The 12620-nt window shown below is 69.4% G+C and carries 12 protein-coding genes; 11 read left to right on the top strand and 1 reads right to left on the bottom strand.

Features of this window, described 5'->3' with window-relative positions; all coding sequences use genetic code 11:
• Nucleotides 1–43: 43 nt before the first annotated feature.
• On the top strand, nt 44–2245 hold the full coding sequence (gene glgX, locus HF576_RS17600; protein WP_168914329.1) for a glycogen debranching protein GlgX: 2202 nt from the start codon (nt 44–46) through the stop codon (nt 2243–2245).
• A gap of 45 nt (nt 2246–2290) precedes the next feature.
• On the opposite strand, the gene map is transcribed toward glgX, so the two are convergent.
• Nucleotides 2291–3073: a type I methionyl aminopeptidase gene (map, locus tag HF576_RS17595; protein WP_168914133.1), complete on the bottom strand. Its 783-nt coding sequence runs from the start codon at nt 3071–3073 to the stop codon at nt 2291–2293.
• A gap of 119 nt (nt 3074–3192) precedes the next feature.
• On the opposite strand from map, the gene HF576_RS17590 reads away from it, so the two are divergent.
• The 10 genes from HF576_RS17590 (at nt 3193) to HF576_RS17545 (ending at nt 12601) form a co-directional block, all read left to right on the top strand.
• Entirely contained in the window at nt 3193–3687 is a 495-nt protein-coding gene (locus HF576_RS17590; protein ID WP_168914132.1) for an MFS transporter permease, read from the top strand.
• Between the two features lie 170 nt (nt 3688–3857).
• Nucleotides 3858–4205, top strand: coding sequence for a 50S ribosomal protein L19 (rplS, locus tag HF576_RS17585; protein ID WP_168914131.1), 348 nt, complete (start codon nt 3858–3860; stop codon nt 4203–4205).
• Nucleotides 4206–4356: 151 nt separating this feature from the next.
• Nucleotides 4357–5157, top strand: coding sequence for a signal peptidase I (gene lepB, locus HF576_RS17580; RefSeq protein WP_168914130.1), 801 nt, complete (start codon nt 4357–4359; stop codon nt 5155–5157).
• Nucleotides 5154–5813, top strand: a complete 660-nt coding sequence (locus HF576_RS17575) for a ribonuclease HII (protein WP_168914129.1) — start codon at nt 5154–5156, stop codon at nt 5811–5813. The genes lepB and HF576_RS17575 overlap by 4 nt, the downstream gene beginning before the upstream one ends.
• A 62-nt stretch (nt 5814–5875) precedes the next feature.
• Nucleotides 5876–6199, top strand: coding sequence for a DUF2469 family protein (locus HF576_RS17570; RefSeq protein WP_168914128.1), 324 nt, complete (start codon nt 5876–5878; stop codon nt 6197–6199).
• A gap of 126 nt (nt 6200–6325) precedes the next feature.
• The gene (locus HF576_RS17565; protein WP_168914127.1) at nt 6326–6694 is read left to right on the top strand and encodes a YraN family protein; all 369 of its coding nucleotides are present in this window, start codon (nt 6326–6328) and stop codon (nt 6692–6694) included.
• Nucleotides 6691–8217, top strand: a complete 1527-nt coding sequence (locus tag HF576_RS17560; protein ID WP_168914126.1) for a YifB family Mg chelatase-like AAA ATPase — start codon at nt 6691–6693, stop codon at nt 8215–8217. Before HF576_RS17565 ends, HF576_RS17560 begins: the two co-directional genes overlap by 4 nt.
• Nucleotides 8214–9428 (top strand): DNA-processing protein DprA, encoded by a 1215-nt coding sequence (gene dprA / locus HF576_RS17555; protein WP_168914125.1) that lies wholly within the window; start codon nt 8214–8216, stop codon nt 9426–9428. Before HF576_RS17560 ends, dprA begins: the two co-directional genes overlap by 4 nt.
• Before the next feature lie 205 nt (nt 9429–9633).
• Nucleotides 9634–10425 carry a hypothetical protein gene (locus HF576_RS17550; protein ID WP_168914124.1) on the top strand — a complete coding sequence of 264 codons (792 nt, stop codon included), beginning with the start codon at nt 9634–9636 and terminating at the stop codon, nt 10423–10425.
• A gap of 121 nt (nt 10426–10546) precedes the next feature.
• Nucleotides 10547–12601 (top strand): hypothetical protein, encoded by a 2055-nt coding sequence (locus HF576_RS17545; RefSeq protein ID WP_168914123.1) that lies wholly within the window; start codon nt 10547–10549, stop codon nt 12599–12601.
• Nucleotides 12602–12620 lie beyond the last annotated feature (19 nt).

Raw genomic sequence — 12620 nt, 5'->3', positions numbered from 1 at the left:
GGGTTGCGGACAGGAAGACGCGCACCAGACACGGGGGATGGCGATGCAAACGTGGCCAGGTTCGGCCTATCCACTCGGGGCGACATTCGACGGAAGCGGCACGAACTTCGCCCTGTTCAGCGAGGGTGCCGAGCGCGTGGAGCTCTGTCTCTTCGACGAGCAGGGTGGCGAGACCCGGATCGACGTGGTCGAGGTCGACGCGTTCGTCTGGCACGCGTACGTGCCGAACATCCAGCCCGGCCAGCGCTACGGATACCGGGTCCACGGACCGTTCGACCCCGCGAACGGGCTGCGGTTCAATCCCGCCAAGCTGCTGCTGGACCCGTACGCGAAGGCGGTGGAGGGTCGGATCGCGTGGGGCCAGCCGGTCTACGGCTACACGTTCGGCGAGCCCGACTCCCGCAACGACGACGATTCGGCGGCCGACATGATGAAGGGCGTGGTGGTCAACCCGTTCTTCGACTGGGCGGGCGACCGCAGACCCGACACCCCGTACTCCGAGACGCTGATCTACGAAGCCCACGTGCGCGGCCTCACGCAGCGGCATCCCGCGATTCCCGACGACATGCGCGGGACGTACAGCGCCCTCGCGCACCCGGCCATCATCGACCATCTGCTCGCAGTGGGGGTGACGGCGATCGAGCTGATGCCGGTCCATCAGTTCGTCGACGACGCGGTGCTGGCAGAGAAGGGCCTGTCGAACTACTGGGGCTACAACACGATCTCGTTCTTCGCCCCGCACAACGGGTACGCCGCCACCGGAGAGCGCGGGCAACAGGTGCAGGAGTTCAAGGGCATGGTCCGGGCCCTGCACGCCGCGGGGATCGAGGTGATCCTCGACGTCGTCTACAACCACACCGCCGAAGGCAACCATCTCGGTCCGACGCTGTCGATGCGCGGCATCGACAACGCGGCGTACTACAAGCTCGACGAGGAAGACCGGCGGTTCTACACCGACTACACGGGCACCGGGAACAGCCTCAACGTGCGCAACCCGCACTCGCTGCAGCTGATCATGGACTCGCTGCGCTACTGGGTGCTCGACATGCACGTCGACGGCTTCCGGTTCGACCTTGCCTCCGCGTTGGCGCGCGAGTTCTACGACGTGGATCGCCTCTCGGCCTTCTTCGAACTGGTGCAGCAGGATCCGGTGGTCTCACAGGTCAAGCTCATCGCCGAGCCGTGGGATGTCGGCCCCGGCGGCTACCAGGTCGGCAACTTCCCCCCGCAATGGACCGAGTGGAACGGCAAGTACCGCGACACGGTCCGTGACTTCTGGCGGGGTGAGCCGCAGGCGCTCGGCGAGTTCGCCTCACGTCTGACCGGGTCGGCAGACCTGTACGAGCACTCCGGACGCCGGCCGGTGGCATCCGTCAACTTCGTCACCGCCCATGACGGCTTCACGCTGCGAGACCTCGTCTCGTACAACGACAAGCACAACGACGCGAACGGCGAAGAGGGCAGAGACGGCGCAGACGACAACCGGTCCTACAACTTCGGCGTCGAAGGACCCACGGACGATCCGTCGGTGCTCACGCTGCGTGCCCGCCAGCAGCGCAACTTCCTCACCACGCTCCTGCTGTCGCAGGGGGTGCCCATGCTCTTGCACGGAGACGAGATCGGGCGCACGCAGGGCGGGAACAACAACGGCTACGCGCAGGACAACGAGACGACGTGGATCGATTGGGATGCCGCCGATCGCCCGCTGCTGGAGTTCACGGCCGCACTGGCCCGACTGCGGCGCGGCCACCCGACGTTCCGCCGCCGCCGGTTCTTCGAGGGCCGGCCGGTCCGCGAGACCGGCGACGCCTTGCCCGACATCGCGTGGCTGCGCCCTGACGGCACGCTGATGCGGCCCGAGGACTGGGACTCCGGTTTCGGCCGGGCGATCGGCGTCTTCCTCAACGGCGCGGGCATCAGCGAACGCGACCGGCGAGGCGAGGCGATCCGCGACCGCCACTTCATCGTGCTGTTCAACGCGGGGGACGACATCATCGACTTCCACATCCCCGTGGTGGAGCACAGTCCCGACTGGGAGGTCGTGGTCGACACGTCCGGCGAGCGCGCGGACTCGCAGCCCGTCAAGCCGGGCGACGTGGTCCGGCTCGAGGCGAAGTCGACCATCGTGCTGAGCGAGCATCCGCGCCGAGCGGCCGAACCCGACCACTCGGTCGCGGCGTCCCTCGCCGCACTCGCGGCACAGCGCGCGCCGGCCCACGCGCCGTCGGCTCAGGTGCGGACCTGAGGGCGAGCTGCGCAGACCCTGAGTCGAGACGCGGCCCCGCCCGGGTCAGTCCACGCCGAGCCACGACCGATCGGTCAGCACGATCGGCGCGCCGTCGGTCACCGCGACGGTGTGCTCGGAGTGAGCTCCCCGTGAACCATCGGCTGATCGCAGGGTCCACCCGTCCGGATCGGTGATGAGCTCGTCCGTCGTCTGCAGGAACCACGGCTCGAGCGCGACCACGAGTCCCGCGCGCAGCGGATACCCGCGTCCGGGCTTGCCGTCGTTGGGCACGTGCGGATCGCCGTGCATCACGCGCCCGACGCCGTGACCGCCGAAGTCGGTGTTGATCGAGTAGCCGTCGGCGTGAGCGACCTCGGCGATCGCCGCCGAGATGTCGCCGATGCGGTGGGCGGTCGTTGCGGCGGCGATCGCGGCATCCAGCGCGCGCTGGGTGGTGTCGATGAGCGCGAGGTCCTCGTCGCGGGGTGTTCCGACGACGAACGAGACCGCCGAGTCGGCGACCCAGCCGTCGATCGAGACCGCGAAGTCGAGCGTCACGAGATCGCCGTCGCGCAGCGCGTAGTCGTACGGCAGCCCGTGGAGGACGGCGTCGTTGATCGAGGTGCAGATGACCTTGCCGAACGGCCTGGCGCCGAAGGACGGGTGGTAGTCGATGTAGCACGACTCGGCACCGGCGCGGCGGATCAGCTCATGGGCGCGACGGTCGATCGCGAGCAGGTTGGTGCCCACCTTCGTCTCGTCGCGCAGCGTCGCCAGGGTCTCGGCGACGAACCGCCCCGCGGGGCGCATGGCCTCGATCTCGGCAGGCGTGCGCAACTCGATCATCGGGGGAGTCCTCTCGGTCCCTTCTATTCTGTCGGACGAGAGGGCGGCGGGCTGTGAGGATGCTCCGCGCCGCCTCCGCTCGGGCACCCGAGCGGCGCGACAGGCGTACGATCGAAGCCATGTGGGTGCGTCGTGCGTTCTTCGGCTGGCTCATTCCCGCCGCCTTCGTTCTGCCGCTGTGGCTGCTCGTGGGGTGGGCGATCTTCAACGCCGGCGGCTGGGCGTTCCTCTGGGTGCTCTTCCTCGCCATCCCCGGCGTCTTCGTGTGGCAGCTCCTGCTGACGCTTCTCGTGCGCGCCCGCGGCACGGTGCGGGCCCACCGGGCGGTGTCGTGGTGGGACGTGCTCGGGTTCACCGTGTGGCACGCCCTGGTGATCTCCCTCGGTTTCTTCGCCGAGAACTGGTGGGCTCCGGTGATGGTGGTGGCGATCCTCGTCGGGGTGGCGCTGTTCTGGCTCGCCCTGTGGCAGCTGTGGAGCGAGGCCCGGCCGTCGCGGCTGGTGATGCACACGTCCGGAGGTGCCGCCTTCCTCCCACCGCCGGCCGAGCGGGCCGAGCCGGCCGAACGGGACGTGTACATCGTCACCGAGAGGCAGTCGCCGCCGAAGCCCTGACCGTGTTTTGGCCGGGTGCGCCATCCATGGCAGAATAGATCTTTGTGCCCTGACAGGCTCTGCCTCAGGGGAGCCAGTCCATCCGCCGCTGCGTGGGTGGCATCGGGCACACGACATCCTTTTTCCTTCATCCCGCGGTCGACCTGTGGCGGCCGCAGAGAGAGACGATCATGCAGATCCTCGACGCCGTCGATGCGGCTTCGCTCCGCTCCGACATCCCCAAGTTCGGTCCCGGCGACACCGTGAAGGTGCACGTCAACATCACCGAAGGCAACCGTTCTCGTATCCAGGTGTTCCAGGGCGTCGTCCTCGGACGCTCGGGCGACGGTGTGCGCGAGACCTTCACGGTCCGCAAGATCAGCTTCCAGGTCGGCGTGGAGCGCACCTTCCCCGTGCACTCCCCGGTCATCGACCACATCGAGGTCGTCACGCGCGGTGACGTGCGCCGCGCGAAGCTCTACTACCTCCGCAACCTTCGCGGCAAGAAGGCCAAGATCAAGGAGAAGCGCGACAACTGACGCCCTTCCCGCGAAGCCCCGGACCCTGAGGTCCGGGGCTTCGTCGTTTCGCCGTCACCCGATCGGCCGTCGCGGGCATCGCGCGCGCCGGGAATGTGCGACCCTTGTTTCAGGCTCGTCGACCCACGGCGCGCCCGGTGAAGGAACCTGCATGACCACCGAGAAGTCGGCCCCCGCCGAACCGGCGCCCGCTCCGGGACAGGGAGCGCAGGCGACGACCCAGCCCCGACGGCGAGGGTGGATCGTCTTCCTCCGGGACGTCATCGTGATCATCCTGATCGCGGTCCTGGTGTCGTTCCTGGTGAAGACCTTCCTGGTGCGCTCGTTCTACATCCCGTCCGGCTCGATGGAGGAGACGCTCCACGTCGACGACAGGATCCTCGTCGACGAGATCACGCCCCGGTTCGGCGCCTACGAGCGCGGCGACATCGTCGTCTTCCAGGATCCGGGCGGCTGGCTGCCGCCGAGCACCGGCGAGGCCCGTCCGCCCGTGGTCGAGGCCGTCGAGTGGGTGCTGTCCTTGGTCGGTCTCGCGGCCCCAGACAGCGACGACCACCTCGTGAAGCGCATCATCGGCCTGCCGGGCGACCACGTCGTGTGCTGCAACGCCATCGGCCAGATCACGGTCAACGGGGTGCCCATCGACGAGAGCGCCTACATCCAGGTCCCCTCCGGCGAATCGGCCGCCTCGCGCGACCCGTTCGACGTCGTCGTGCCGGAGGAGAGCCTGTGGGTGCTGGGCGACAACCGCTACAGCTCCAAGGACTCCCGCTACAACACCGATCAGCCAGGCAAGGGCTTCGTGCCGCTGGAGAACGTGGTGGGGCGTGCGTTCCTCGTGACATGGCCCCTCGACAGGTTCGGCCTGCTCGACTTCCACCACGACGTCTTCTCCGGTGTTCCCGACGAAGCATCCGGGAGCACTCCCGACAAGGAGGACGCCGCGCCATGACCGTGGCCGAGCCGCGACTCACGCTCGAGCGCAGGCTCCTGCGTGAGCATGCGCTCGTCATCGCATGCGATGAGGTCGGCCGCGGCGCGCTGGCCGGGCCGGTCGCCGTCGGCGCCGCGGTGATCGACGCACCGCGCTCCCGCAAGCGCGTCCCGCAGGGGCTGCGGGACTCCAAGCTGGTTCCCGAGCTGCGCCGGGCGGATGTCGCAGCCCGCGCCGCATCGTGGGTCAGTGCCAGTGCCGTCGGCTGGGCCAGTTCTGCCGAGATCGACGAGATCGGCATCATGCGGGCTCTGGGCCTGGCCTCGCTGCGGGCGCTGGCCGACCTTCAGGCGCACGGCGTGGTGCCGCAGGATGCGATCGTGATCCTCGACGGCAACTACGACTACATCAGCCCCGCCGGCGGCTGGGACCTGAACGTGAGGCCGGTGATCAAGGCCGACCGCGACTGCGCGTCGGCCGCCGCGGCATCCGTCATCGCAAAGGTCGCGCGCGATGCGCTCATGACCGAACTGCACGATGAACTGCCGGCATACAACTGGGCGCGCAACAAGGGCTACGCCAGTCCCGACCACCGTGACGCGATCCGCGAGCACGGCATCAGCGCCCATCACCGGGCCTCGTGGTCGATCGCGGACGCGCCGACGCTGTTCTGACCGTTCGCCAGGCGCGGACCCGGGGGTCGCCGGGCCCTCCGCGCCCATAGGATGGAACCACCATGGATGACGACGTCTTCGAAGACTACGACCGTGAGCTCGAGCTCGCGCTGTACCGCGAGTACCGCGACGTCGTCTCGCAGTTCCAGTACGTGATCGAGACCGAGCGGCGGTTCTACCTCGCGAACGAGGTCAACGTCGTGCGCCGCGACACCGAGCACGACTTCTACTTCGAGATCTCGATGTCCGATGTGTGGGTCTGGGACATCTACCGCGCGGACCGCTTCGTGAAATCCGTACGGGTCCTCACCTTCAAGGACGTCAACGTCGAAGAGCTGACGCGTCGTGACTTCCACCTTCCCGAAGAGCTGTCGCTCGACACCTGAGCCCGGGCGAGCGGGGGATCGGCGGCTCCTCCACAAGCGGGCGTTTCACCTCCCTCTTCGCGGAGTGTGAACGGATCCCGCCTTCCGTCGGCCGGGAGCGTGCCCTGACGCGCGACGCTTCGTGTCATGGCAGACAAGGACGTGCTCGGGCGAGCGGGCGAGGATCGTGCCGCGCGCTACCTCGAGCAGCTGGGTTTCGAGATTCTCGACCGCAACTGGCGGTGCCGCGCGGGAGAGATCGACGTGGTCGCGGCGGATGCCTCCACCGTCGTCGTCGTCGAGGTCAAGACCCGACGGGGCGAGGCGTACGGTCATCCGTTCGAGGCGCTCGACGCCAGGAAACGAGCCCGGCTGTGGCGGCTGGCCGTGGCGTGGGCCGGGGCGCACCGCGATCAGGTCCAGGGGCGCCGCCTGCGCATCGACGCCGTCGGCCTGGTCGGCGCTGAGCCGGCGACCGCGCGCCTGGAGCACCTCGTCGACGTGGAAGTGCCGTGAGCGTCGCACGCACGTGGGCGGTCGCCCTCGTGGGCGCCGAAGGAGAGTGCGTCGAGGTCGAGGCGGATCTGTCGAACCAGCAACCCGACTTCCGGATCATCGGGCTGCCCGACAAGGCCCTTAACGAAGCCGTCCAGCGGGTGCACAACGCGTGCGCGAACAGTGCGACGCCGCTGCCGCGCCGACGGCTGACCGTGAACCTCTCGCCCGCGAGTCTCCCCAAGCAGGGGTCAGGCTTCGACGTCGCGATCGCGGTGGCTTCGCTGGCGACCGAGACGCCGATGGATGCCGCGTCCGTGGCCTCGACCGTGCATCTGGGCGAACTCGGCCTGGACGGGCGGCTGCGTCCGGTCCCCGGCATCCTGCCCGCGGTGGTCGCGGCGCGCCGCGACGGCCATCGACGGGTCGTGGTGCCACATGCCAACGGACCTGAGGCTCGACTCGTCGACGACATCGAGGTGCTCGCGGCGACCAACCTGGGCGAGGTCGTCGCCTGGCACGGCGCGGAGGTCGATGTCCGCGACGAGGCACCGGTGGCCCTGCCCGATGACGACGCGCCGTCGGCGGAGCAGCTGGATCTCGCCGACGTGATCGGCCAGCCCGACGCGGTCGAGGCGCTCGTCGTCGCGGCCGCCGGAGGCCATCACCTCCTCATGTGCGGACCACCCGGCGCGGGCAAGACCATGCTGGCCCGCCGGCTGCCCGGCATCCTCCCCGAGCTCGATGACCGCGCCGCGCTGATGAGCGCGTCGATCCGCAGCCTCACCGGCGCGCGCGTGGTCGAGCTCTCTCGAACGCCGCCGTTCGAGGCACCTCACCACAGTGCCAGCGTGGCGGCGCTCGTGGGGGGCGGCTCCCGCGTGCTGCGACCGGGTGCCATCGCTCGCGCATCGGAGGGCGTGCTGTTCCTCGACGAGGCCGGTGAGTTCCAGGCCAGCGCGCTGGACGCCCTCCGGCAGCCGCTCGAGATCGGGGCGATCACGATCCACCGCTCCGGCACGAGCGCCCGGTATCCGGCCCGATTCCAGCTCGTCCTGGCGACGAATCCGTGTCCGTGCGGCGATTACGGCATCCGAGGCGGAACGTGCACCTGCCCTCCGGCGGCGATCCGTCGCTACCTCGGCAGACTGTCCGGACCGCTCCTGGATCGCATGGACATCGAACTCACGCTCTCCCGCGTGTCGGTGGCGCACCGATCGTCGCCCTCCTCCCAGCTCTCGACGGCGGCGGCCCGCCAGCGGGTCGCCGAGGCGCGGGAGCGCGCCGCCGCGCGCTTGTCGGGCACACCCTGGCGGGTGAACGCGGACGTGCCGGGCACGTGGCTTCGTGAAGGACCGGCCGCTCCGTCTCCCACCGTTCGGCGGCCGCTCGATGCGGCGCTGCACCGCGGCGCACTGACGCTGCGTGGATTCGATCGTGTCCTCCGCGTCGCTTGGTCGCTCGCCGATCTCGAGGGCCGTACGCAGCTCGGCGTGGACCACATCGGACGCGCTCTCTACCTCAAGAAGGGAATCGCCTTGTGACCACGTTCGACTGCTCCCCGGAAGCCGCACGGAGCGCGCTCTCGTTGTTCGAGGAGCCTCCGGGGGATGCCACCTCCGCTGCCGATCGTTACGCCACGGTGGTCTGGTGCCATCTGACCGAGCCCGGCGATTCCATCGCGCACCGTGTCGTCGCCTCCCGCGGTGCCGCGGCCGCGCTGCGCGCAGTGGTCGAGGACGCGCCCCTGCCGGAGCTGACCGGGCGCGAGCGCGCCGACGCGCGCAAGCGCTGGCTCCCGCGCCTGTCAGCCCGGGACGTCGCCGACGCGCTGCGCATCGCTCACGCTCGCGACGTCTCGCTCGTGACCGCCCGCGATGCGACCTGGCCGACGCAGCTGGACGATCTCGATGTTCATGCGCCGCTGTGCCTGTGGGTGCGGGGCGATCCGGCCGCCCTGACGCGGCTGCGCCCGTCGGTTGCGCTGGTGGGCGCGCGAGCCGCGTCTTCCTACGGCGATCACGTCGCGATGGAGCTCGCTGCCGATCTCGCCGGGGGAGGCATCCCCGTCGTCTCCGGGGGCGCGTACGGCATCGATGGCGCGGCGCACCGGGCTGCGCTGGCAGTCGGCGGGCTGACGGTCGCACTGCTGGCCGGGGGCGCCGAGCGTGCCTACCCCGCGGGTCACACGCGCCTCATCGACGATGTCGTGGCGACCGGTGCGGTGGCGAGCGAAGTGCCCTGCGGATCGGCGCCGACCAAATGGCGGTTCCTGCAGCGCAACCGCCTCATTGCGGCGATCGCCGATGCGACAGTCGTCGTCGAGGCGGGCTGGCGCAGCGGCTCGCTGAACACCGCCGGTCATGCCGCCGCGCTGTCCCGGCAGCTGGGCGCGGTGCCCGGTCCGATCACGTCGGCGACATCGGCCGGAACGCACCGCCTGCTGCGCGAGTTCGGCGCGGCGTGCATCACCGGTGCGCAGGACGTACGCGAGATGCTCGGCATGACCGGTGGCTCGTGCGCACCGCCGGAGGCCAGTACCACGTCGCGCGGCACAGAGACGGATCCTCGGACCGATGACACCACCCGCGTCCGAGACGCTCTCAGCACGCGGACGTGGCGGGATGCCTCGGACATCGCCCGCCGCGCTGGTATGACGCCGGCCGACACAGAGGGGGTTCTGGGACTGCTCCAGCTCGAGGGCAGTGCGCAGCGAGCGTCCGCCGGATGGCGTCTGACGTCGAATGCGCGGTGACCTTCCCTTCGCCGAGATCGCGGACGCCGTGGATCGCAGGCTAACCGCACGAAGACGTTGCTTCCGAGCGTCACGGCACCCGGCAGGCAGGGAGGAGCACGTCGATGAGCGGGAGGAACGACCGAAGGGGTGCGCGCCGCCGTGCGAGGGATCTAGAGACCTGAGTCCATTGAGAGCGGGCACACGCGGTGGCTACCGTCGATCCATGATCGATACCCCTGCGCCCCGCAGAATGCGATGGTGGCTCATCGCGGCGGGCGTCGCAGTGCTCGCGGTCGTCGTCCTGATCGGCCTAGGCGTCGCGGGGTCGCTCCGCGCACAGACGGAGCCCAACGCGGCGGACTCGCCGCCTTCCGCGCCCGCCGCCGAGCCGCGACCCGCGGCCACCCCCGAACAGGCGTATGCCCTGTCGCTGCCGGTGCTCGGTGACTGGCTTGAGAACGACTTCGGCAACGCATGGATCGTGACCGCGGCGACGCTCGAAGCGGCAGCCGCCGCGCTCGACCATGCAGCGCTCGACGACGTGGACTACGCGAAGTGGTTGGCGACTTTTGAAGGTGTCGTCACCGTTGCCGACGCCGTAGCGGACGGCGACCAGAAGGCTGCGCTGGCCGCGTTCGATCCGCTTCTCGCGGGTCACCCGGGCCCGTATGCCGACGTCGTCGTAGACCGCGCGCTGTCACCGACGCCATACCAGGACGCTGCGGAGCGGCTCGCCAAGCTCGAGTCGGCGATTGCCGCGGAAGACCGGGGTGCGGCGCGTCGGGCGTCCGGTGATATGGCCGAGGCGCTCGCCGAGGTCGTGCTCGCGGCCCAGATCGACATCCCGAGCGATGCCGGCGGGGTGCTGATCGAGCTCCTGCCCGCCTTCCGAGCGGTGGACGACGTCCAGGATGCCGTACTCGACGGTGCCGCGGGCGACGCGGCCGCAGCCGCCACCGCCCTTCGCGCCTCCTTCGAGGCCTTCGAGGAGTGGTACCGGGCTGAGACCGGGTGACGACCGTCACCCAGCCCGGCGGTCCCACACATCTCGCGACTCGCACGCATTTCGGGCCGCTACCTCACGGCCCGGTCCCGACGCATCCACACCCCGTACCCGACATCGAGGAACCCCGATCATGAATCGCACGAAGACGCCCCGAGCCCCGCGGCGGCTGCGCCTGTCCCTTGCCGCGATCGGGGTTGCCACGGTCCTCGCCGCGACGCTCTTCGGGAACGCGGCGTCTGCGCAGGAGGCCACACCGGCGCCGTCCTCGGAGACGAGCCAGACGCCGACGTCACCCGCCACGGAAGTGCCACCCGCACCCACGACGGAGCCGCCACCACCGGAGTCCCCAGAGCAGGAGCCCCCGGTGGGCGAGCAGCCGGCGCCCGATCCGGCGGAGCCCTCATCGCTGCCCCAGGCGACGAATTCCATCGTTCGTGCGGCGGTGCCCACCGCGGCGACCGGCTTCAAACTCCAGTACGCCTTCGGGTCCGGCGTGCAGCCAGCCGACCGCCACAACGACTCTGACGTCGCCCCTGAGGCGAGCTTTGACTGGTCGGACGCAGGAACGCACTACCTGCAGTGGGACTATCCGATGCCGGAGGATGGCCACCACTCGGTCACCTTCACGGCGGCCCTGGTCGATTACGGCACTCAGACCGACTACGAGGTGCGGTACACGTCGACGATCGCCCGCACCGGCGGCTCGATCAGCGTGCGCACCGACTGCGAAATCCTGAAGGGCGGGGCGCCCGCCGAACAGGACCGTACCCCCTTCGCGTGTCAAGGCGCATCGGCGCAGACGGCCTCGGGCGCCGTGCTCGTGGGCGGGAGCGTGTCGCCGCTGAACTGGTCGACGATCACGGGCATCATCGATGTACGCAACGACGGCAAAGGCCCCCGCATCTCGCTCGGCGAGGGCACGTTCTCGACCGCGAACCAGCAGCGTCGCATCATCATGAACGGGACCGCCTGGTACCCGCTCGACGCGACGGTCGAGGAGCAGCGCGCGCTGCCCTACGCGACGATCCCGAACGGCGGCCAGCTGACCTGGATGGCGGCGCAGCAGGAGTTCGGCGTCTCGCAGACCGAGCCCGACACGCATGCGCAGGCGACCTTCGCCTACCGCATCCATCTCGACGGTGAGCCGACACCGTACTGGATCAACGGGTGGGCCGAGAACTACAAGTACCTCCAGGGGAGCGAGCCCTCGGCAACCTGCTCCATCTTCCTCGGTGACCCGAACAGCAGCGGCAAGAAGGTGGTCGAGCGGACTCCCTTCACCTGCGAGCCGACCGCCATGTCGAAACCCAATATTCACACCCACGACGACACGACCTTCCAAGTGCGGATGGCGGTCGTCGACACGCTGACGAACCAGGCCGACGCCAAGCTGCGCGGCATCGCCGAAGCCTGCGGGGACGGGGGCGACGGCTGCATCCAAACCGTAGGCGAGCCGGCACTGCACGTTTCCGATGCAGCGCAGGCGCGGGTCATCGAGGCGAACCCCAACACCCAGGGCCGACCCGAGGCGAAGGAGTGGAAATTCGAGAAGACCTGGAGTCGGGAGGTGACCGACTCCGTCGAGGAGACGTTCGGGGTGAAGTACAGCTATGAGGTGGAAGTGGAATTCACGCCCGGAGTGACGGCCAAGGAAGGTATCGAGATCAGCAACGAGATCTCGTACGGATACGACCTCACGAAGGGGCTCGAGTACACGTTCGCGGACTACTCGTCCATTCCCTATGGCGCCATCGGGTCCTACGTCCAGTTCGACGCGTGGAACGTCTACCACGGCGACGTCTTCTTTCTCGGCGACGGGTCCTGGTACCAGGTAACGGGTACGACGATCACGGTTCCGATCGATGTGGCGGCCTATGGCGCCGAGTCCGTGCTCGACGGCCACATCGACGCGAAACCGGGGGCGGGAATCGGCAACGTGCAGTTCCGGTGCGTCTGGGACGACGCGCATGTGGCGAACGTCCTGCTGCACAACTCGACCCTGGAGGCGCTCACGGCTTGCCAGATCCCCGACACCTGGAGTGACACGGTTCCCCCCGTGCCGGGGGTGGAGCTGGATCCCGACCTCATCAGGGACGCGCGGGCCGTGCTCGCCGACGATCTCGATGAGCTGAACGCTCGCCTCCACGACGACGCAGCCAAGCTGGCAGAGAAGGGCGGCGAGTAGCCGGCCCGGCCCATCCCGC

It is taken from the genome of Microbacterium salsuginis (assembly GCF_012524205.1).
Taxonomy (GTDB): domain Bacteria; phylum Actinomycetota; class Actinomycetes; order Actinomycetales; family Microbacteriaceae; genus Microbacterium; species Microbacterium salsuginis.
This window is presented reverse-complemented; position numbering and strand designations above follow the sequence as displayed.

Excerpts from the sequence above, each read along its gene's own strand:
- rplS (WP_168914131.1), top strand. The coding sequence starts at position 3,858 with ATGCAGATCCTCGACGCCGTCGATGCGGCTTCGCTCCGCTCCGACATC.
- HF576_RS17565 (WP_168914127.1), top strand. The coding sequence starts at position 6,326 with ATGGCAGACAAGGACGTGCTCGGGCGAGCGGGCGAGGATCGTGCCGCG.
- lepB (WP_168914130.1), top strand. The coding sequence starts at position 4,357 with ATGACCACCGAGAAGTCGGCCCCCGCCGAACCGGCGCCCGCTCCGGGA.
- map (WP_168914133.1), bottom strand. The coding sequence starts at position 3,073 with ATGATCGAGTTGCGCACGCCTGCCGAGATCGAGGCCATGCGCCCCGCG.
- HF576_RS17550 (WP_168914124.1), top strand. The coding sequence starts at position 9,634 with ATGATCGATACCCCTGCGCCCCGCAGAATGCGATGGTGGCTCATCGCG.
- HF576_RS17575 (WP_168914129.1), top strand. The coding sequence starts at position 5,154 with ATGACCGTGGCCGAGCCGCGACTCACGCTCGAGCGCAGGCTCCTGCGT.
- HF576_RS17570 (WP_168914128.1), top strand. The coding sequence starts at position 5,876 with ATGGATGACGACGTCTTCGAAGACTACGACCGTGAGCTCGAGCTCGCG.
- HF576_RS17590 (WP_168914132.1), top strand. The coding sequence starts at position 3,193 with ATGTGGGTGCGTCGTGCGTTCTTCGGCTGGCTCATTCCCGCCGCCTTC.
- glgX (WP_168914329.1), top strand. The coding sequence starts at position 44 with ATGCAAACGTGGCCAGGTTCGGCCTATCCACTCGGGGCGACATTCGAC.
- HF576_RS17545 (WP_168914123.1), top strand. The coding sequence starts at position 10,547 with ATGAATCGCACGAAGACGCCCCGAGCCCCGCGGCGGCTGCGCCTGTCC.